The 19,887-nt window shown below is 55.7% G+C and carries 18 protein-coding genes; 2 read left to right on the plus strand and 16 right to left on the minus strand.

Annotated features, from left to right (window positions below; all coding sequences use genetic code 11):
• Positions 1-575: 575 nt before the first annotated feature.
• The 6 genes from WH367_RS09565 to WH367_RS09590 form a co-directional block, all read right to left on the minus strand.
• Entirely contained in the window at positions 576-1,556 is a 981-nt protein-coding gene (locus WH367_RS09565) for a metal ABC transporter substrate-binding protein (RefSeq protein ID WP_339535757.1), read from the minus strand.
• The gene (locus WH367_RS09570; protein WP_339517048.1) at positions 1,553-2,446 is read right to left on the minus strand and encodes a metal ABC transporter permease; all 894 of its coding nucleotides are present in this window, start codon (positions 2,444-2,446) and stop codon (positions 1,553-1,555) included. The genes WH367_RS09565 and WH367_RS09570 overlap by 4 nt, the downstream gene beginning before the upstream one ends.
• The gene (locus WH367_RS09575) at positions 2,443-3,180 is read right to left on the minus strand and encodes a metal ABC transporter ATP-binding protein (RefSeq protein WP_339535759.1); all 738 of its coding nucleotides are present in this window, start codon (positions 3,178-3,180) and stop codon (positions 2,443-2,445) included. The genes WH367_RS09570 and WH367_RS09575 overlap by 4 nt, the downstream gene beginning before the upstream one ends.
• The gene (locus WH367_RS09580) at positions 3,177-3,305 is read right to left on the minus strand and encodes a hypothetical protein (RefSeq protein ID WP_339535760.1); all 129 of its coding nucleotides are present in this window, start codon (positions 3,303-3,305) and stop codon (positions 3,177-3,179) included. The genes WH367_RS09575 and WH367_RS09580 overlap by 4 nt, the downstream gene beginning before the upstream one ends.
• A gap of 485 nt (positions 3,306-3,790) precedes the next feature.
• On the minus strand, positions 3,791-4,219 hold the full coding sequence (locus WH367_RS09585; protein WP_339535762.1) for a Fur family transcriptional regulator: 429 nt from the start codon (positions 4,217-4,219) through the stop codon (positions 3,791-3,793).
• 27 nt (positions 4,220-4,246) lie between these two features.
• Positions 4,247-4,507: a hypothetical protein gene (locus WH367_RS09590; protein WP_339535764.1), complete on the minus strand. Its 261-nt coding sequence runs from the start codon at positions 4,505-4,507 to the stop codon at positions 4,247-4,249.
• 175 nt (positions 4,508-4,682) lie between these two features.
• Between WH367_RS09590 and zigA the strand changes: the two genes are divergently transcribed.
• Positions 4,683-5,912, plus strand: coding sequence for a zinc metallochaperone GTPase ZigA (gene zigA, locus WH367_RS09595; RefSeq protein WP_339535765.1), 1,230 nt, complete (start codon positions 4,683-4,685; stop codon positions 5,910-5,912).
• A 94-nt stretch (positions 5,913-6,006) separates the two neighbouring features.
• Here the strand turns inward: zigA and WH367_RS09600 are convergent, their stop codons facing one another.
• The 10 genes from WH367_RS09600 to WH367_RS09645 form a co-directional block, all read right to left on the minus strand.
• Positions 6,007-7,167 (minus strand): glycosyltransferase family 4 protein, encoded by a 1,161-nt coding sequence (locus tag WH367_RS09600; protein WP_339535767.1) that lies wholly within the window; start codon positions 7,165-7,167, stop codon positions 6,007-6,009.
• Positions 7,167-7,790, minus strand: coding sequence for a NeuD/PglB/VioB family sugar acetyltransferase (locus WH367_RS09605; RefSeq protein WP_339535769.1), 624 nt, complete (start codon positions 7,788-7,790; stop codon positions 7,167-7,169). The genes WH367_RS09600 and WH367_RS09605 overlap by 1 nt, the downstream gene beginning before the upstream one ends.
• Positions 7,787-9,385, minus strand: coding sequence for a glycosyltransferase (locus tag WH367_RS09610; RefSeq protein ID WP_339535770.1), 1,599 nt, complete (start codon positions 9,383-9,385; stop codon positions 7,787-7,789). Before WH367_RS09610 ends, WH367_RS09605 begins: the two co-directional genes overlap by 4 nt.
• Entirely contained in the window at positions 9,376-11,643 is a 2,268-nt protein-coding gene (locus WH367_RS09615; protein ID WP_339535772.1) for a glycosyltransferase, read from the minus strand. Before WH367_RS09615 ends, WH367_RS09610 begins: the two co-directional genes overlap by 10 nt.
• Positions 11,644-11,655: 12 nt before the next feature.
• On the minus strand, positions 11,656-12,399 hold the full coding sequence (locus WH367_RS09620) for an ABC transporter ATP-binding protein (RefSeq protein WP_339535773.1): 744 nt from the start codon (positions 12,397-12,399) through the stop codon (positions 11,656-11,658).
• Entirely contained in the window at positions 12,396-13,178 is a 783-nt protein-coding gene (locus WH367_RS09625; protein ID WP_116925428.1) for an ABC transporter permease, read from the minus strand. Before WH367_RS09625 ends, WH367_RS09620 begins: the two co-directional genes overlap by 4 nt.
• Before the next feature lie 37 nt (positions 13,179-13,215).
• On the minus strand, positions 13,216-14,298 hold the full coding sequence (locus tag WH367_RS09630) for a DegT/DnrJ/EryC1/StrS family aminotransferase (RefSeq protein WP_339535776.1): 1,083 nt from the start codon (positions 14,296-14,298) through the stop codon (positions 13,216-13,218).
• Between the two features lie 9 nt (positions 14,299-14,307).
• Entirely contained in the window at positions 14,308-15,399 is a 1,092-nt protein-coding gene (gene gmd / locus WH367_RS09635; protein WP_116925426.1) for a GDP-mannose 4,6-dehydratase, read from the minus strand.
• A gap of 74 nt (positions 15,400-15,473) precedes the next feature.
• Positions 15,474-16,916, minus strand: coding sequence for a mannose-1-phosphate guanylyltransferase/mannose-6-phosphate isomerase (locus WH367_RS09640; RefSeq protein WP_339535780.1), 1,443 nt, complete (start codon positions 16,914-16,916; stop codon positions 15,474-15,476).
• A 38-nt stretch (positions 16,917-16,954) separates the two neighbouring features.
• Positions 16,955-17,308 carry a DUF2304 domain-containing protein gene (locus WH367_RS09645; protein ID WP_021026198.1) on the minus strand — a complete coding sequence of 118 codons (354 nt, stop codon included), beginning with the start codon at positions 17,306-17,308 and terminating at the stop codon, positions 16,955-16,957.
• Between the two features lie 305 nt (positions 17,309-17,613).
• Here WH367_RS09645 and dinG point away from each other — a divergent pair, with 305 nt between their 5' ends.
• Complete coding sequence (dinG, locus tag WH367_RS09650; RefSeq protein WP_339517038.1) at positions 17,614-19,797, plus strand: ATP-dependent DNA helicase DinG; 2,184 nt, start codon at positions 17,614-17,616, stop codon at positions 19,795-19,797.
• Positions 19,798-19,887: the final 90 nt, after the last annotated feature.

Genomic DNA, 19,887 nt, shown 5'->3' on the forward strand with positions numbered 1-19,887 from the left:
GGTTGCTTTTGGTCGTAGGGGTCTGGATTGCATCATCCACAAATAATTAATAAATACTATTTTCAATTACATTTTTATAGATTATTTATTAGATCGGATCATAGATGACCTTTTACCCATCAAGCAAAAACAAGTCCATCTGCCGCTACTTTGGGTTTCTAAAATGCTGAAAATTTAAGCAAATTAACATCAATTGACAATGATCAGAAAAGCGAATTTGATATCAGTTTTTTTATAATTTGAGAGCCTTAACAGATATTTGATTGCTCGTATGGGCGACCCTAGCCCACGGTATGTATCAGGCAGAGAGATGGTCAAAGCGTTCACACCGGCGGTCGAATGTGCACCTTCCAAACCAAAACCGCTGCAAACGCGCACATTGAACAAAGTCAGACCCGCGCCAGATCCCAGCCTGTGTGCGTGATCCACCTGACGCCAAACGGGTGCGTAACGCCATGGAGAATCGTCAAGATGGAGGACGCTCCGCACCATGGACGGCAGTAGTCCATCGTGGTCGTATACGCCGTCTGTCATGCTGCAGGGACAAACGGCGATCCACTATGGCAGCAGATTGTTTAACCCGCCTGCAACGCCTTGAGCAAGGTAGCAGCGTTGGTCTCGACCATGTCGATGTAGGTGCTGGCAGGGCCGCCGGCGGGCGACAGCGCATCGGAGTACAGGCGGCCACCGATGGCAGCACCGGTCTCGCGGGCAAGTTGCTCCAGCAGGCGCGGGTCGGAGATGTTCTCGACAAAGATGGCGCCAATGCGCTCTTCGCGGACCTGTTTGACGAGGGCCGCCAGATCACGGGCAGAAGGCTCGGATTCGGTTGACAGGCCGCGCACCGGTACAAAGCGCAGGCCGTAGGCCTGGGCAAAATAGCCAAAGGCATCGTGGGTGCTGACGACGCTGCGCCGATCGGCCGGCAGCGCGGCAAAGCGCTGGCGCAGACTGGCATCCAGCGCTGTCAGGCGGGCGATGTACTGCGTGGCCTGCTGGTCGTATTGGGCTGCATTGGCCGGGTCTGCTTGGGCCAGGCCCTTGGCGATATTGCGCACATAGGCGATGGCGTTTTTCACATCCTGCCAGGCGTGGGGGTCGTTGGGGCCATGGTGGTGGCCGTTCCCATGGTCATGGTCATGGTCATGGTCATGCCCTTCCTTGCCAGCGCCGTGGTCATGACCCTGGCCCTTGGGCAAGCTGCGCACGGCAATGCCTTGGGATGCCACGATCTCCTGGCCTTGAAAGCCCGACGCTTTTTTCAGGCGCGGCAACCAGCCCTCAAAATCCAGCCCATTGGCCACCAGCACCTTGGCCTGCTGCAACTGGCGTGCCTGCTGCGGCGTGGGCTCAAACACATGGGCATCGCCGTCAGGGCCGACCAGCGCAGAGACGCTGACCCGATCACCGCCAACCTGGCGCGTCAGATCCTGCAAGATCGAAAAGCTGGCCACCACGGGCAGCGGCTGGCCCGCGGCCCAGACGACGTTGGCAGGCAAGGCGCTGGTCAGCGCCAGCCCCAGCAGCGCGCGGCGGTTCAGGTAAAAGTTGCTCATTCGGATACTCCCATTGGTTCAGACACAGAATCGTTGGCCGGCCGTTGGCGCTGCGCGCGCACGCTGCCCAGCCGCCCCAGGCAGAGCGACAGCAGGTACAGGCAGCCGAGGCTCAAGGTGATGGCGGCCGATGCCGCAATGCCCGCGTGGTAGGACAGCAGCAGGCCGAGCACGCTGCCAGCCATGGCGATACCCATTGACAGCGCCATCTGCAGGCCCACACCGCGCAGCCAGAACCGCGCACTGGCGGCGGGCAGCACCACCAGGGCCACCGCCATCAAGGTGCCCAGCGAATGGAAGCCCCCCACCAGGTTGAGCACGAGCAGCAGCATGAACAGCCCATGGCTGATGCTGCCCATGCGCCCCTGCAGGCGCAAAAAGCCAGGGTCCAGGCATTCCATCAGCAAGGGCCGGTACATCAATGCCAGGCCCAGCATCGACAGGCTGGCGATGGTGGCGGTCAGGTACAAGGTGGGGTCATCCAGCGCCAGCACCGAGCCAAACAGCACATGCAGCAGATCCACATTGGAGCCGCGCAGCGAGATCAGCAATACGCCCAGCGCCAGCGAGATCAGGTAGAAACCGGCAAAGCTGGCGTCCTCGCGCAAGGCGGTGTAGCGGGTCACCACGCCTGAGAGCATGGCCACGATCAGGCCAGCCGCCAGGCCGCCGATCGTCATCGCCGGCAAGGACAGGCCAAACAGCAAATAGCCCAGGGCGGCCCCTGGCAAGATGGCATGCGACATCGCATCGCCCACCAGGCTCATGCGGCGCAGCAGCAAGATGGTGCCCAAGGGTGCGGCGCCGGCGCTCAAAGCCAGGCAACCGGCCAGCGCGCGGCGCATAAAGCCGTAGTCCACAAAGGGCTGCCACAACAGCTCAGCGATCATGCGCGCCTCCTGGCACCCGCGCGCGCAGCCAGGCACGGCAGCACATCGGCGCTTGCACCCCAGCCCAGCTGGGTGCCCGCCAGCGCCAAGGCCTGCGGAAAAAACGCCTCCACCATTTCGCGGTCATGCAGCACAGCCAGCACGGTACGGCCCCGCGTATGCCACTGCTGCAACAGCTGCAGCAGCACATCGATGGAGGGCTCGTCGACACCGGTAAAGGGTTCATCCAGCAGGATCACCGGTGGGTTCTGCACCCAGAGCCGGGCAAAGCGCATGCGCTGAAACTGCCCGCCCGAGAGCTCGGCAATCCAGCGCGGCTGCCAGCCCTGCAGGCCCACGGTTGCCAAGCCCGTGCTGATCTGCGCCCGCTGCGCATCGCTGACGGCCCCCAACGCACCCGTCTGCGCCCACAGGCCCATGCTGACAAAGTCTTCCACGCTGATGGGAAAATCTCGCTCCACCTCGCAAGCCTGCGCCAGGTAGCCCAGCGCGGCGCGCGGATAGCGGCAGCGCAGCGACCCCTGCATCGGCGCAAGCTGCCCCAGCAAGCCCTTGAGCAAGGTCGATTTGCCGCCGCCATTGGGGCCGACGATGGCCGTCATCGAGCCGGCCGCAAACTGCCCACTGACACCGCGCAGCGCCAGCTTGCCGCCATAGCCCAGGCCCAGGTTGGAGAGTTCAAAATCGACACCATGCACTGCTGCTGCAGACAGGCTGGGAACGGACTGCATCATGGCTGCTGCACCGCCCATAGCACCACGCCCCAGAGCAGCGCGCTCAGGCCCAGCGCCAGCAGACAGCGCGCCAGCGCCGAGGCCTGCAAGGCACTGCGGCGCCTGGTTTTTTGTATTGATCCCATAGCTCACCCATTCGCAGGTGCCCTGCCGCCCAGTCAAGCTGGCAGCATCGGCGATGCACCTGCAGCATCTTCAAAATGTGATGTTATAACATCAAATGAAAATGCCAATGGAAAAATGCGCAGCCCAGCCTGGCGCAGGCCGCCATGCACCGAAGCAGAAGAATCGTGAGTTGTGAGGAGAGAAGGAGGCTGGCCGAGGCGCTTAGAACCTGTTCAAAGTCTCCTCGCGCCGCGACAGTGTCTTTGCGAGATGGGATGCTAGGGGGGCGCCCAGCCGCGCAATACCGCAGCAATAGCCCAGCTATTGCGAGGATTTGCAACGACGCAGACCGCTCGCAAAGCCACTGTCCCTAAGGGTTGGAGTGAAATCGGGCGATTTCTGCGCGCTGGCCCTTGCTTGCACCCCGGTGCAAGCTGCGCTCCATCCCTTCGAACTCATCCCGATTGCACTCCAACGCGGCTGCGTAGAGACTTTGAACAGGTTCTTAGGCCGCCGGTGCCGCAGCGCAGCGGCTGCAGGTGCCATGCATCTCGACATGGGTGCTGCTGGGGCGGAAGCTGTTGGCCTTCGACCAGGTCTTGAGGCGCCGCTCCACCGCGGGCTCCAGAAACTCATCGACCTGGCCGCAGGTATCGCAGATGGCAAACACCACCAGACCATGGTCATGCCCTTCGGCATGCGTATGGGCGCAGACCACAAAGGAGTTGAGGCTCTCGACCCGGTGCACCAGACCGTATTCGATCAGCTTGTCCAGCGCGCGGTACACCTGCTGGGGCGCGCGCAGGCCTTCGTCACGCAGCTGGTCGAGCAGCGCATAGGCACTGGCCGGATTGGCCTCGCGCGCAAGCGCTTGCAGCACCAGGGCTTGGTGCTTGGTCAACTCGGGCTGGGGCGTTTTGGCGGCTGTGGACATGGTGACAACAAAGGCAGAGGCCCGAGTTTAGCCGGTCTGCTGTGCGGGCGCCGGCAGCGGGGGCACCGCAGCGGCGCCCTCCTGCTTTTGCTCCTGTGCCGCCTGCACAAACCAGCGCTGCACCGCCTGCCAATGCGCATCGCCATAGAGGCGCCTGAAGCGCTGGGTTTCTTCCAGCTGCGGATTGCGCCACACCGCCAGGCGTTGCGCGATGAAGTCGGCGCTCAAGGGAATGCCGCATTCAACCGTGATGCAGTGCCGCCACTGCGCGTAGGTTCTTGGAATCATCAGTATTCTTTCCACATCTCAACGGCTGCCAGCCCCGGTCCCCCGTGAACGCTTGAGAAAAATCAGCTTCAATTTGTTATGTTATAACATATCACATCCGCAACACACGCACCACCCAACGCTGGCTTTGGCATGCAGCAAGCCACCCAAGCCAGCGCCAACCCCACCTTCCACGATGACTTCCACCGCCCTCTCCTATCCACTGGCCACAACACGCCCCGCCAAACTCCCCGTCACTGTGCTTTCCGGTTTTTTGGGCGCCGGCAAAACCACCCTGCTGAACTACATCCTGAACAACCGCGAAGGCCGGCGCGTGGCGGTTATCGTCAATGACATGTCCGAGGTCAACATCGACGCAGCCCTGGTGCGCCAGGGCGGGGCGGAGCTGTCGCGCACCGATGAGAAGCTGGTGGAGATGAGCAATGGCTGCATCTGCTGCACCTTGCGCGAGGATTTGCTGCTGGAAGTCAGCCGTCTGGCCAGCGAAGGCCGCTTTGACCAGCTGGTGATCGAATCCACCGGCATCTCCGAGCCCCTGCCCGTAGCAGAGACCTTTACCTTTGCCGGCGAGGACGGCCGCAGCCTGGGCGATGTGGCGCAGCTCGACACCATGGTCACCGTGGTCGATGCCTTCAACTTTCTGCGCGACTACAGCTCGCGCGACCAGCTGCGGGCACGCGGCCAATCGCTGGGCGATGAGGACCAGCGCACCGTCGTGGACCTGCTGGTCGAGCAGATCGAGTTCTGCGATGTGATCGTGCTCAACAAGGCCGACCTGGTGTCTGACGCCGAGCGCGAGCAGCTGATGGGCATCTTGCGCGGCCTGAACCGGCGCGCCCGCATCGAGCTGGCCGCGTTTGGCCAGGTGCCCCTGCACAAGGTGCTGCAAACGGGTCTGTTCGATTTTGAGCAGGCCTCCCAGGCCCCCGGCTGGCTGCAGGAGCTGCGCGGCAGCCACCAGCCGGAGACGGAGGCCTATGGCATTGGCAGCTTTGTCTACCGCGCACGCCGCCCTTTTCACCCCGAGCGCTTTTTTGCGCTGATCAACCAGGAATGGCCGGGAGTCGTGCGCTCCAAAGGCTTTTTCTGGCTGGCCAGCCACCCCACGTTGGCAGGCCAGTGGTCACAGGCCGGAGCGGTGGCCCGCCACAGCGCTGCCGGCTACTGGTGGGCCGCCGTGCCGCAAGAACGCTGGCCGCAAGACGAAGAGGCGCTGGCCCTGATCCGCAAAGCCTGGGATGAGCGCGTAGGCGATGCCCGCCAGGAGCTGGTGTTGATCGGCATGGACATGGATGAGCCCGCCCTGCGCGCGCAGCTGGACAGTTGCTTGCTGACCGATGCAGAGATGGCGCAGGGGCCTGCGGTGTGGAAGGGGTGGCGGCATTCGTTTGTGGATTGGCCTTGAGGGGCCGGCAGCGCCTCTGCCTTTGCCCCGCTGTTGCAAGCGCTGCAGATTCCGTCGGCTTCAAGCCCACCGAAGGGCACTTAGGTGGGCGCCCTCACACCAGTTTCTGATATACCGCGATGGTTTCACTGGCACAGCGGTCCCATGACAGCTGTACCGCTCGTGCGAGCCCTTTGGCCCGCGCATCGGCCTGCCATGCCTCGTCGCTCAGACAGTGCTCCAGACCGTGGCGGATGTCATCTACATCGCGCGGGTTGACCAAATAAGCGGCACCACCAGCTACTTCGGGCATACAGGATGTGTTGGAGGTGAGCACAGGTGTGCCACTGGCCATCGCCTCAACGATGGGCAGGCCAAAGCCTTCGTAGAGCGATGGATAGGCCATCAAACGCGCTCCCGCATAAAGGGCAGGTAGCAGGCGCTGATCAACAAAAGACATATATCGAAGCCATCCTTGCTCTTGCGCTTTAGCCATTCGAGCGTGAACGGACTCGGAGTTCCAGCCTTGGCCTCCGGCTACCACCAACGGACATGCGCGCCGCATTTCTTCTGGCAGCAACGCATAGGCTTGCACCAATCGATCCAGGTTCTTGCGCGGCTCCACCGTACCTACGAATAGGCTGTAGGCCCCACACTGCAAGCCGAGCTCTGTCATCGCCGGTGCTAGCATTTCATGGGTATGCGGCCGATACACGTCGCTTGCTGCCAAGTGCACTGCTGTGACGCGATCTGCTGGCACCTGGTGGCGGCTGATCAACTCTTTGCGAACAGCTTCCGATACCGTGATGACGTGGTCTGCCCGACGGAGAGACTCGGGCAGCATGGTGGACATCAACAGCGCGCGAGCAGCAGGGTGAAATTCTGGAGACTGTTCGTGCGAAAGATCATGAACGGTAACGACCTTGATCGCTTGACTAGGCAAAACGAAAAAGTTGGGCGCATGGAAAATTGTTTTGCTGTCCAGCTTTCGCAGTGCCCATTGAAAGTACATGGGTGCTAGCGCGGTGTAAGCCGATGCAGCCAAGCGATTGTTGGCCAAACGTGCACGCAAGTCCCATGCCTGACGCCGGGCAGACCCCTGTGACTTCATGCACTGCGTAAGAGGATCTGCGATCCAGCGCCCCAACGAAAAATACCTCACGCGACTAATGCGCTCATCGCTTTCCAACCGCGATGCTAACTCGTAGGCATAACGGCCAATACCAGTGAGCGGGTAGTGAAGATTGTCAGCACCAAAAACCAGATCCAGCTTCATCACTGCTTTCGGATGGGCTTACAGGGTGCACCGGCATAGACACCGGGACTGGCAATGCTTCTGATAACAACGGATCCAGCGCCCACCGTCGTATGGTCGCCAATAGTGATCCGATCAATGACTGTGGCTCCAGCACCTAGCATCGAAAAATTTCCAATCCTAGAGCTGCCAGCGAGCGTCGCATTGACCGACACATGTGCAAAGTCGCCTACGTAGGTATCGTGCTCCACCACAGCAGCCGTATTGACGATTGCACCTCGTCCCACACAGGCGCCAGGCCCAATATGGGCGTGGTGTCCAACAAAGCTACCTATCGCAACTTTTGCATTGAACGCAATGGTGCTCCGAGGTGATAACAACGAGATCACTTGAAAGCCCAACTGCGTCAACTCATCGAGCTGCATTTGGCGTTTGGATCCATCTCCCGACGCGGCGATGGCCTCTGACCAATCTCCTTGTAGATCCCCAAATGCAGACACCACCGGGTGCCCAATGAATGTTTCATGGGGACGGGCTTGCGCGTCAACAAACGCCAGGTGGGTATAGCCACAGCACAGCGCTACATCCGCCACACTGCGCGCATGCCCCCCAAATCCATATACAAGAAGTTTTCGGTCACTCATGGTTGAGAAATGCGGTCCAAAATAGCGACGTGCTCATTGACGACATCTGTCCAAGTCCGGCGGGAAAGCTGCTCAAAGGCCTTGTTCTGCACCTCCAGGAGTTCATCTCGATGGTGGAGTCCCCATTCAATGCGGTTTGCACAGTCCTGCCAGCTGTAGGGATCAAACAGGGTCACTTGCTGCAAATCCGGGTCAGTCAATACCTCTTCTGTCACGGGTATACGTGCCATCACCACCGGAGTGCCTACAGACAATGCCTCCGTAAAGGTAAATGGGCAACCACCTTCGGCAAAAGACGGATTCACCGCCAAATCCGCCAATTGATAGCATGCAGCCAATTCGCTGGTGGATAGTCCATGCAAAAACAGCACGTCGTTTTGCAGGCGATGGCGGGTCACAAATTCTTTGACGTCAGCGGCCTCCCCATTACCTGTCAAAAACAATTTATGAGAAATATGCTTTTCCCTGAGTAAATGCACATAAGCTCGAAGCAACGTCAGGACATTCTTATTAGGTCTAAATTGGCTCGCATAGAAAATATAATCCACTTGGGAATTTTTAAAGCTGCCAGTGTACTTCTGATTTACGCTGCGGCGGATTGCTGATAAAAGTAGGTTCTGACAATATTTCAGCGAAAGTCCTGGATTAGGGGGACGCGTCGAGTTGAACCCATCCATGCGGTTGGGGGCATGATGAATAACGGAAACCTTGTTAGGATTGATCCCATAGTGATCAACGAGAGTACTCCACTTAATTTCATTACTATAGGTAACCAAGTGATCCGCGCGATAAATTGATTCATTTACACGTTCAACAATGAGCTTCAATCGGTCACCATGGCTTGAAAAGCCGACAGGAAAATCCGTTGGCCATACATCAGGAATACAAATCAGACGCGGTTTGTCGATATCATGAAAGGAAGGCCAAAATGCAACAGGGCAATACCATGCACGTACATCACTCAACTGCCCAATTATATTTTGCATTCGATCCAGTTCAGCCCGATGCATCTCATCAAAAAGATGCATTGCAAGCCCATTTGCAGAAGTGGGTACAAGAACAGAAATAATGCGATGGTATATTTTAGACCGAGATATCTTTTTAAGAAAATACGTGACTACAGCAGCAACTGTGACCACAGGCACTATAAATAGACCAAGAATTATAGCAATCAGTCCCTTAAGACCCGTCGAGGCGAGAAAAATCAATAAAGCAGATAAAGAGTGCACCTGTACCGCTTGAGAAGCGATATTACCCCAAAAGCCCAAACTCAAAGCTCGGGCCTTTTGAACAAAATTAAGGAGCCATCTGCCTCGTCTATTTTTCTTACGCCTATGCAGTCTTTCGAAAAATTTGAGTGCGTATGGTTCGCCTTGAGGGGTACAAATAGTAAAGAGATCTGCAGAAATTCTTTCACTCTCAAATAACTCTGCCAGCGCCTCTCTACTCCAACTGGGACACACAATGGTAAAGCTCAGGTCTTCCCTCTCCCCAGCACCTTTGAGGAACATGGCCAGGTATCGACCTAGCCCTTCCTTTTTGAGATCCACCATAGGTGGATATGCAATATAGATACCGTATTCTTTCACAGACATTTTCTGACCTCTTGCCAGTACCGCTGCGCATGAACAGATATGTCATTGGATTCAAATACCTCTGCCTTTGGCAGCGATGATCGCAGTGACTCACAATTCTTTTCCATCTGCATGAGCATTCCAGCCATATTCCGCGCAGAGCTTCCATCCATGAACTGAAGATTCAGTGAATACCATTGATTCATCTCACGCATTGCGGGATAGTCTGTTGACAATGAAGGAACACCCAACTGGGCAGCCTCAATGACACTGATCGTCCCGTTATCAATGCGCGCTGGATGCATAAGAAATGCAGCCGATTTCAATTGAGCACGGTATTCGTGATCTGGCAGGTCGCCAAGCCAACGAACCCGTGAACTCAGCAGAGGAGATTGCCGGAGCAATGGTATTATTGGCTTTAGGTGCGGGAGTTTCCCCTCCGGAATGGCATCCGAACCGACGCCGGTCACCTTACAAAGCAGCACTCCTCCATATTCTTCATAATAAATTCTTAGCGCCCTCATTACCTCGATGTGATTTTTATGGGGCGCTGCATTTGTTGTCCAGATGAAATAAGGCTCAACGACCTCATTCATGCTAACCTGCCATTTTGAAAATTGAGGGATCAGCATGGGTAGTTGCGCCAAACGTCGAGGATCAACCCCTGCATATTGCAAAGCATCATTCTTCGTAAACTGTGTAGTTACTAAGACTCTATCGGCTGAGCGAGCAGTTTGGATAAATTGGAGGTCTGCTGACCGAGCGATCACATCTTCGTAGCGCTGCAAGTAATCGTAAATCATCGCTACAACGGGGCGCAGGGGCAGTAGCGGTGCTCCAACTCGGTCACTGACAACTAACCAAAGATCGCAGTCCATGAACTGACGCATTCCATCATCAGGTACTACGTGAGAAGAAGCACTAAACCAGCCTTCATGTCCTGCAAAATGCATCGCACGGCAAGCCTCCTTACTTGAAAGTTGATGCCAGCGGAAGGGCCTCAGCGCAATATCCTTCCCTAGATCAACAAAATCATCTTCTCCGTATAGATTAGAGTCTTCTCTATAGGCAAATACAACTTCTACCGCTTCGCCACATTGCCGACTACCTATATGGATTGCTTGCGCTAGCATCAACGCTCCACGCAAAGTACCACCCCGATATGCCTCGGGGAGGATCACGGCAATACGCTTTGGCCGAGAAGGACGTTTACTTTCTATCTGTGACAATATCTGAAGGTCACCCTCCAACTGCTGAACTCCGGCTTTCCAAGTTGAACTCAATAACTCTGCATCAACGCTTTTGAGTAGAACTTGCTGAGAGTTGCGAATTGTTTCTGCAAGACCCTTATCACCCTTCATCAGACGTCGAATAATTCGACGAGCCTCCTTCAACGATGTTGCTCGACCTGGCAAATCTCTTCCACCCAGCCGATCAAGCATTCCCCCAGCCATGAAGACCAAAGGCATACCGGCCAAAACAGCTTCAAAAGGATGATGATGAATATGATTAGGCTCCTGAGAATGATAAAACATCACCCGGTTTTGATTAATATGGAAATGTCTATCTTTCTCAGTTACCTCAACTAACACACGTGAATCATTAACAGGTATTAGCTGCTCACCTCCAACAACAAAATCGAAATCCGAGAAGCCCTCTTTAAAATTCTCAAAGACGTTTTTATAATAATCACTAGTTTCAATTTGAGGGCATATGAAGTATATTCTCTCTTCGCTACCTTGCCATTTATCAGCAGCTTGAGTCATCACCCCCAACGGCATATTTAATCGCCGATTAGACAGATAGCGCTCTTCTATATCTATCAAACGCGGGAAGGATTCTGAAAAATAAAAGCGAGAGTATATTTTTCGAATATGAGGCTCAAGCTTATATTTACAAATTATCTCGCTATATGTGTGTGAATTTTTCAGACCATAGGCTCTGCAGACAACCAAGCCTTTGAAGTACTTAGCAATCTCCTTTAAAAGCACACCATCATGGAAAATGCAGAATACGACGTTAAAATATCGATTTGCTATAGCCCAGGCTTCTGGTGTTGCTCCAGAATACCAGTCACAACTATTTAGAACCTCAAGCTCAGCTGGCGGTATTTCAAGGCCAATATCTTCTTCGTAACTAACACTGTTGCTTTGAAAAGATATTTCATTCGGCACTATTTTAGGAAGATAGAACTGTGACACACCATACCGCTTAAGCATGGGAATTTCGAATTCCCTTGCCAAAGTGTGATTGAGCATCCACATAACACGTAAAGTCATGACAGGCCCCAATCACTGATGTGCTAAATGAAAATCAATAGCGTCATTAATAGCGCCATCAAACATCAATGAACCGCGCTGCAACACAATTCCTCTGTCACAGAGATTTTTCAAGGCACTCACATCATGTGATGCCAGCACCAATATCTCAGCTTGCGCAATCAGCTGTGAAATACGGTTTTTCGCCTTGGCCATGAAATTAGCATCTCCGGCACCGATCACTTCATCCAGCAACAATATATCCCCACCGATCGCAGTAGAGACAGCGAAAGCCAAGCGCACTTGCATACCCGCTGAATAGGTTTTGATTGGGTAATCAATGAACTCACCCAATCCAGCAAATTCCACGATTTCCTCTTCTTTGGAACGCATGAACTTGGGAGACATACCTAACAATAGGCCTCGATAGAGTATGTTTTCTCTTCCTGTGGCATCCGGTTCAAAGCCAAGGCTCAGATCAAACAAGGATCTAATCTCTCCAGTCACATTCAAGTTGCCGCTAGAAATTGGATAAAGTCCTGCAATAGTTTTTAGCAAGGTACTCTTTCCCGCACCGTTATGGCCGAGCAAGCCTACGCGTTCCCCTTGTTTGATGGACAAAGAGAGATTCCGCAGTGCATGCACATCCGCGACCTTAGATTTAAAGGTACGGGTTTTTACCAGACGTGTAATGGTAGCCTGAAGGGAATGATCTTTAAAAGCGGAGGATGCATAGTGAAGATTCACCGCATCCAGCTTAATGCCGGGGTTTGTCATATGTAAAAAATCACTTGCTTTTCAGCACGCCTGCCCACAATCCAGGCAGCACATAAAAATACGAAAGCGGTGCCCAATGAAAAAGCATAATTTTCTACTGTGGGCCATTGGCCTGTCAGCAAAGGGGCGCGGAAAATTTGCAGCAAATGGTATATGGGATTGTAATCAACCAAGAAGCTAAGGCCACCTTGCCTAAATATTTTCTCTTCAAAATACACAGGGGATACAAACCACAAAGCCTGCATTACCAAACCAGCAGCATGCGGAATATCTCGAAACCGGGCACCTGAGTAAGCTAACAACGTTGAAGCTGGCCACAATATGCAAGCCAAGATTGGAAAAATAGTCAGCGTTGCCAACCATGACCATCCGAAATTTTTCGAAAGAACAATTGCAGACCATCCATACAGAGAGGTACTAGCAAGGGCCAGTACAATCAAACTGGTCAGTACCGTTCTTAATGTATAGATCGCCAGGGGATGACGATACTGCTTGATATACGCATCTGCCTGAACAAATGACAATGATCCCCCAACCACGCAGGCCATGATGCATTCCCACACGATAATTCCGGAAAGGATATATGGTGCATAAGCATAGATATTCGAATTGAACATCTTGCTGAATACCAGTGCTATCAATGCCGTCATACCTAAGGGTTGCAGAATCGACCACAATATCCCGAAGAATGATCTGCGCCATCTTGAGCGTAGATCTGACAACGATAAATGCGTCCAAAAATAACGTGCTTTCCAAACGCCGGTCAAATAGTTGATCACGCTCGCCTTCCCCTGTCAATCTTAGAAATTACAATACTCAATCAAAAAAACTTCGAATTGACTTAGTGACCAAACCCACATCCTCGCGCTTGAGGCCAGGATAACTAGGCAAGTTGATTCCTCGTGCGCCGATGGATTCAGCGATGGGGTAATGACCGTCAGCAGCACAATGTGGCATGGTATGCGCAGGAAAGAATAAGGGCCGTGTCTCGATTCCCTCATTTTTTAGCTTGCTGCGCAAATCCGATCGATTTCCTGCATCATCGACAGCAATCGAGCACATCCAAAATGAATGAACGGTATCCGGCTGCTCATCATGCGTCTTAAGTGGCAACCCTTCCAGATCCTGTCTGTACCATTCCGCAATACAGCGTTTTTTCTCCAGGATCTCTGGCGCATTTTCTAGCTGTGCCAAGCCGATGGCTGCACAAATATTGGTCATGCGGTAGTTATAGGCGACGCGATCATGCCAATACTCTCTAGTCGGAGAGACGCCTTGGTTTTTCAAGTGGTAAGCTTTTTCCAAGATGTCTTTATTTTTGGCAACCACCATACCACCTTCTCCAGTAGTAATGGTTTTATTACCAAAAAAGCTAAAAGTGGCAATGTCCCCAAAAGTGCCGGCGTGCTGACCCTTATAGCTACTACCAAATGCTTCTGCACAATCTTCGACCAAAAATATCTGATGTTCTTTGCAAATAGCTACCAAAGGATCCATATCGCAAGGAAGGCCGTAAAGATGCACGGCCATCACAGCTTTGGTCTTAGGAGAAATTTTGCGCTTGACATCTTCCGGGTCAATTTGCCAGGTGCTCTCCAGCGAATCGACAAACACAGGCGTAGCACCTGTTTGCAAAATGGTATTAACTGACGCAATGTACGTCAACGTAGGGACAATGACCTCGTCACCAGGACCAATACCCAAAGCCTCTAACGCCAAGTGAATAGCAACGGTTCCATTACTGACAGTCGTTGCATGCTCTGCACCGATGAAATCTGCAAAACCACGCTCGAATCTGTTGATGAATTCACCCTTGGATGAGATCCACGTCGAATCAAGACACTGGTTAACATACTCTTTCTCACGACCTGAGAAATAAGGCTGATAAACGGGGATCATGTTGACTCTTTACTCGTGGTGATTGAAATATTTAAAGCCATGCTGCTTTACAAGCTCGTCACGCTGTGCTTCTTTAAGGTCTTCACGCATCATTTCTGCAACCAACTCGGCAAAGCTTGTCCGTGGCGTCCAACCCAGTTTGTTTTTTGCTTTGGATGGATCACCGAGGAGCGTTTCGACCTCAGCAGGGCGGAAATAGCGCGGATCAACAGCAACAATGCACTTTCCAGTTGCAACGTCGTAGCCCTTCTCCTCAATGTCATTGCCTTCCCAGCGGATCTCAATACCAATCTCTTTCGCTGCCAGCTCGACAAACTCTCGCACAGAGTGCTGCTCGCCGGTCGCAATGACAAAGTCTTCAGGCTTATCTTGCTGAAGCATCAACCATTGCATCTCGACATAGTCACGTGCATGGCCCCAATCGCGCAGAGCGTTCATGTTTCCCAGGTAAAGACAATCTTGCAGGTTGAGCTTGATGCGAGCTAGTGCACGGGTAATCTTTCGCGTGACGAATGTCTCTCCGCGAATCGGAGATTCATGGTTGAACAAAATCCCATTACACGCGTAAATGCCATAGGCTTCACGATAATTGACCGTGATCCAATATGCATACATTTTCGCTACCGCATAAGGCGAGCGAGGATAAAATGGAGTTGTTTCTTTCTGTGGAATCTCTTGCACAAGCCCATAGAGTTCCGAAGTAGATGCCTGATAAAAGCGCGCAGTCTTCTCCAGTCCGGCAATTCGAATGGCCTCTAGGATACGCAATGTACCCAGCGCATCAGAATTAGCGGTATATTCAGGTTCTTCGAAAGATACGGCCACATGGCTCTGTGCTGCCAGATTATAAATTTCATCTGGCTTGACCTGTTGAATGATGCGAATGAGGCTAGATGAATCAGTCAAGTCCCCATAATGCAGTGTCAGGTCGTAGCCTTTTTTATGCGGATCATGGTACAGATGATCAATACGATCAGTATTAAACAATGAAGCTCGGCGTCGGATTCCATGCACCTCATAGCCCTTGGCCAGTAGGAATTCAGCCAAATAAGCTCCATCTTGCCCAGTGATACCAGTGATCAACGCAATTTTCTTACTCATAAAACTCTCAATTAAAATATTATATTAATAAAAGGACAGTGTAAATATCTTCATTACCGAAGAGTTCTCACCATTTATTTGGTTCGCCCATAGGTATCCTCAAACCGAACAATATCGTCCTCACCCAGATAGCTGCCCGACTGCACCTCGATGATCTCGAGCGGCACCTTGCCGGGGTTGGCCAGGCGGTGGACATGGCCCAGCGGGATATAGGTAGATTCGTTTTCGCCCAGCAAGAACGTGCGCTCACCATTGGTCACTTCGGCCGTACCCGTAACTACAATCCAGTGCTCGGCACGGTGGTGGTGCATCTGCAAACTCAGTTGTCCGCCCGGATTGACGACAATACGCTTGACCTGGAAACGGCTGCCGCTGTCGATGCTGTCGTACCAACCCCAGGGGCGGTGCACCTTGCGGTGGGCCGAGGCCATGCTGCGGTTCTGGGCCTTGAGCTGCGCCACCACCTTCTTCACATCCTGGGTGCGCGATTTGTCGGCCACCAGCACGGCATCGGCGGTCTCCACCACCACCACGTTGTCCAGGCCCACGGCAGCGATCAGGCGGCTTTCGGAGAACAGCAGGCTGTTGTTGGTGTCGATGGCCAGGGTCTCGCCACTGCCGGCATTGCCTTGTGCATCACGCGGCAATACATCCCACAGGGCATCCCAGGCCCCCAGATCCGACCAGCCAGCATCGAGCGGCACTACGCGGGCAGGCACGCCGAGCTCAGGGCGAACCGGCAACTTTTCCATCACCGCATAGTCGATGGAATCGGCTGGGCAGGCGCCAAACAGTTCGGCATGGGGGCGGATAAAGTCCATATCTCGGCTGCTCTGCGCCATGGCCTGCTCGCAGGCCTGTAGCATCGTGGGCTGCAGGGCGGCCATGGCCTTGAGCCACTGGTCGGCACGCACCATGAACAGACCGCTGTTCCACAGGTACTGGCCGCTGCGCAGGTACTGCTCGGCCAGTTCCAGGGTTGGCTTCTCGGCAAAGCTCTCGATGCCAAAAGCACCATTGCTGTCTGCAGCGCCCTTTTGGATATAGCCATAACCCGTCTCGGGGCGGTTGGCCACAATGCCAAAAGTCACCATCGCGCCTTCGCTGGCCAGCGGCCAAGCCGCTTCAACGGCTCGGTGCAATTGCTCGGGGCGCGTCATCACATGGTCGGCCGGCATGGCCAGCAATACCGCATCGGCGTCCGCAGCCAAGGCGGCCAAGGTCAGCGCGGGGGCGGTGTTTCTGCCTGCTGGCTCCAGCACCAGCTTGGCATCAGCAATACCTTGCTCCTGCAATTGCTGTGCGGCCAAAAAGCGGTGGTCGGCATTGCACACCAGCACAGGGCTGGTTTGCGTAATGCCGGGGTGGACGCCATTCAAGCGCAGCGCCGTGTTCTGCAGCATCGACTGGCCATCGCCTCCCAGGCTCAAAAACTGCTTGGGATAGTGCTCGCGCGACAAGGGCCACAGGCGGGTTCCACTGCCACCACACAGAATGACAGGCGTTAGTTTTGGCATTCGAATCAATCTCGGTAAATAGGAGTTGCAGCAGCGCCTCAGCGCTTGTCGTTGGCCGCTTGCTGGTTTTTGAGCTGCAGCAGCGCCAGGCTTTGGTTCAGGCGCCGTACCTGCCGCTCAATACGGGTATTGACCATATCCGCATGCAGGGCCTTGATAAACAGCACACCGACTGCACAGACCAGCAGCAAGGTGGGGGAGTAACGAATCCCCAGCTCGTCGGCAAAGTGGTCCAGCAGACGCGGCCACACGCCCAGCAATACGGCCAGCAGGGCAACAGCCATCCAGAACAGGCCCAGGCGCAAATACAGCCGGTCGCCGCGGATCAGAAACAAAATCACCGCAGCAAAAAGCACACCCAGAACGGTGGTCGTAATTTGATAATTGGCCATTCCAACCTTGATTCACAGGGACATACCGAAGGCCCGGATAAGGCGCAAGCGGCGCATGTCCCATGGCGGCGTCTTTACTGCCTGAAACAGAAAATTCTTTTACCCTGCTCAAATCGCTTATTTGAACAGCCGCATGATTCTACTGTGCAGGGACGCCGGGGATTGCAGCCAAATGTCACTACAAGCCCTTTGCTTAGCGGATAGGCACGTCCGTCTTCCTCCTGACAGCCGCCTGGGTTTCGGCGACTACCGCATAAAACCCCAGTACCCGCGATAGCGGCCAATCCATGCCACACTCCCCGCCTATGTCTAGTTCCGAATGGGCCCGCAGCGCTGTTTCCGCCTTCGATCGCATGGTCAATGTCGAGGGTGGCTTTCGCTCGCGCCCCGGCCAGCGGCTGATGGCGGAGAAAGTGGCCGAGACTTTTGCAGCTGCCCAGCTGGGCAAGCTCGAAGAGGACGAGGAGCCACAGCGCGCCATTGCGGTGATCCAGGCGGGCACGGGGGTGGGCAAGTCGCTCGCCTATGCAGTGCCGGCGATTGCGATGGCACTGCAGCGGGGCACCCGGGTGCTGATCTCGACGGCGACCGTCGCGCTGCAGGAGCAGCTGGTGAACAAGGATTTACCGGCGCTGGCCCAGCAGATGGACCAGCCCTTCAAATACGCGCTGGCCAAGGGCCGGGGCCGCTATGTCTGCAAGCTCAAGCTTGAGCGCCTGGCCAGCGTGGTCCAGGGGGATGGTGCGGAGGGCGGCGAGCCCATCGACGACGATTTCTTTCCCGAAGAAGCGGCGCAGGCACGCCAGTCGCAGCGCAGCCCGCAAGAAAACGCCGCGCGCCTGCAGTTCTACACCAGCATGGCCGATGCGCTGACCACCCGGGGCTGGGATGGCGACCGCGACAGCCTGGATACGCCGCCCGAGCCCGAGGTCTGGAGCCCGGTCGCCGCCGAAGGCAGCTCCTGCACCGGCAAGCACTGCCCGGTGTTTGGCAGCTGCAGCTATTACGAAAAACGCAAGGACCTGGTCCAGGCCCAAGTGCTGGTGGCCAACCATGATCTGCTGCTGTCCACCCTGGGTGCACGCCTGCTGCCCGAGCTGGACAACTGCCTGCTGATCCTGGACGAGGCCCACCACCTGCCCGCCACTGCGCTGTCGCAGTTCGCCTGCGAGATGAACCTGAGCCAGCTCACCTGGATCGACAAGCTCGCCAGCCGCGCCCAGCGCGTGGGCGCCTTGGTCGAAGTCAGCGAGATTGCCGATATCCCGCGCCACTCGGGCCAGTTGCGCCAGCATCTGCAGGATTGCGCAAGGCTGCTGATGGATGAATACGGCGAGGGCATGCGCCAGCAGCTGCAGTCGGGCGGCCGGGGCCCCGCCCGCGTGCGCCTGCCCCGGGGCGAGCTGCCGCCCGCGCTGGTCGAGCCGCTGGCCCAGGCCGCGCACCATGCCAGCGCTTTTCTGGATGTGCTGCAGGCCATCTCCAAGGCGCTGCGCTCACAGATGCGCGACCGGCCCGACGAGGCCAAGCGCCTGTCCACCTTGTATGCCCAGGTGGGCAGCCTGGCCCCGCGCCTGGAGGCCGTGCATGACACCACCCAGCTGCTGCTGCAAGATGCGCCCCAGGGCAGCGTGCCGGCTGCCAAATGGTTCACCCTGGATGTCGTGGGCGATTTTGTCGCGATCAAGGCCTATGCCAGCCCGGTGATCCCCGGCTCCACCTTGCGCCACCACTTGTGGAGCCAGGTGCGCGGCGCGGTGCTGACCTCGGCCACGCTCACCAGCGGCGGTCAGTTCGATTTCTTCTTGCGCGAATCGGGCCTCAACAACGACCCGGCCGTCTCTACGTTGGAGGTCGCCAGCCCCTTCAACTATGCCGAACAAGGCAGCCTGATCGTCACCGAGACCCAGGCCGATCCGCGCACGCCCCAGCAGTTTGCCAACGAGATGGTCGATGCGCTGCTGGAAGACCTGGCCCAGGTGCAATCGGGTGGCCTGGTGCTGTTCACCTCGCGCGAGCAGATGCGCCTGGCCGTTGACGCACTGCCCACCGCGATGCGCCAGCATGTGCTGGTGCAAAACACCTTGCCACGCAGCCAGCTGCTGCACCAGCACCGCGAGCGCGTGGCCGCTGGCATGCCCAGCATCATCTTTGGCATGCAAAGCTTTGGCGAAGGGCTGGACCTGCCCGGCGCGCTGTGCGAATCGCTGTTCATCACCAAGCTGCCCTTTGCGCCGCCCGATGACCCCGTCGACGAGGCCCGCGCCGAATGGCTGAAGAACTCGGGCCGCGACCCTTTCAGCGAGATTGTGGTGCCCGCCACCGCCATCCGGCTGGCCCAGTGGGTCGGGCGCGCGATCCGCACCGAGGTAGACCAGGCCCATGTCTACTGCTACGACAAACGCCTGGTGCGCACCGGCTATGGCCAGCGGCTGCTGGCCAGCCTGCCGCCTTTTACGCTGCAGCGCCGCACAGCCAGCACTGCTTAGAGTCGCTAAAACGACCCAGCAAACCGAAGGTTTGCGGTTGAGACTAGGCGTCCCCGACTAGGCGCCGAGCCGCAGGCAGTACAGTAGTAC

Origin of the sequence: Comamonas sp. MYb21 (assembly GCF_037479395.1) — a bacterium.
Lineage (GTDB): Bacteria > Pseudomonadota > Gammaproteobacteria > Burkholderiales > Burkholderiaceae_C > Comamonas.

Excerpts from the sequence above, each read along its gene's own strand:
- WH367_RS09565 (WP_339535757.1), bottom strand. The coding sequence starts at position 1,556 with ATGAGCAACTTTTACCTGAACCGCCGCGCGCTGCTGGGGCTGGCGCTG.
- WH367_RS09570 (WP_339517048.1), bottom strand. The coding sequence starts at position 2,446 with ATGATCGCTGAGCTGTTGTGGCAGCCCTTTGTGGACTACGGCTTTATG.
- WH367_RS09575 (WP_339535759.1), bottom strand. The coding sequence starts at position 3,180 with ATGATGCAGTCCGTTCCCAGCCTGTCTGCAGCAGCAGTGCATGGTGTC.
- WH367_RS09580 (WP_339535760.1), bottom strand. The coding sequence starts at position 3,305 with ATGGGATCAATACAAAAAACCAGGCGCCGCAGTGCCTTGCAGGCCTCG.
- WH367_RS09585 (WP_339535762.1), bottom strand. The coding sequence starts at position 4,219 with ATGTCCACAGCCGCCAAAACGCCCCAGCCCGAGTTGACCAAGCACCAA.
- WH367_RS09590 (WP_339535764.1), bottom strand. The coding sequence starts at position 4,507 with ATGATTCCAAGAACCTACGCGCAGTGGCGGCACTGCATCACGGTTGAA.
- zigA (WP_339535765.1), top strand. The coding sequence starts at position 4,683 with ATGACTTCCACCGCCCTCTCCTATCCACTGGCCACAACACGCCCCGCC.
- WH367_RS09600 (WP_339535767.1), bottom strand. The coding sequence starts at position 7,167 with ATGAAGCTGGATCTGGTTTTTGGTGCTGACAATCTTCACTACCCGCTC.
- WH367_RS09605 (WP_339535769.1), bottom strand. The coding sequence starts at position 7,790 with ATGAGTGACCGAAAACTTCTTGTATATGGATTTGGGGGGCATGCGCGC.
- WH367_RS09610 (WP_339535770.1), bottom strand. The coding sequence starts at position 9,385 with ATGTCTGTGAAAGAATACGGTATCTATATTGCATATCCACCTATGGTG.
- WH367_RS09615 (WP_339535772.1), bottom strand. The coding sequence starts at position 11,643 with ATGACTTTACGTGTTATGTGGATGCTCAATCACACTTTGGCAAGGGAA.
- WH367_RS09620 (WP_339535773.1), bottom strand. The coding sequence starts at position 12,399 with ATGACAAACCCCGGCATTAAGCTGGATGCGGTGAATCTTCACTATGCA.
- WH367_RS09630 (WP_339535776.1), bottom strand. The coding sequence starts at position 14,298 with ATGATCCCCGTTTATCAGCCTTATTTCTCAGGTCGTGAGAAAGAGTAT.
- gmd (WP_116925426.1), bottom strand. The coding sequence starts at position 15,399 with ATGAGTAAGAAAATTGCGTTGATCACTGGTATCACTGGGCAAGATGGA.
- WH367_RS09640 (WP_339535780.1), bottom strand. The coding sequence starts at position 16,916 with ATGCCAAAACTAACGCCTGTCATTCTGTGTGGTGGCAGTGGAACCCGC.
- WH367_RS09645 (WP_021026198.1), bottom strand. The coding sequence starts at position 17,308 with ATGGCCAATTATCAAATTACGACCACCGTTCTGGGTGTGCTTTTTGCT.
- dinG (WP_339517038.1), top strand. The coding sequence starts at position 17,614 with ATGTCTAGTTCCGAATGGGCCCGCAGCGCTGTTTCCGCCTTCGATCGC.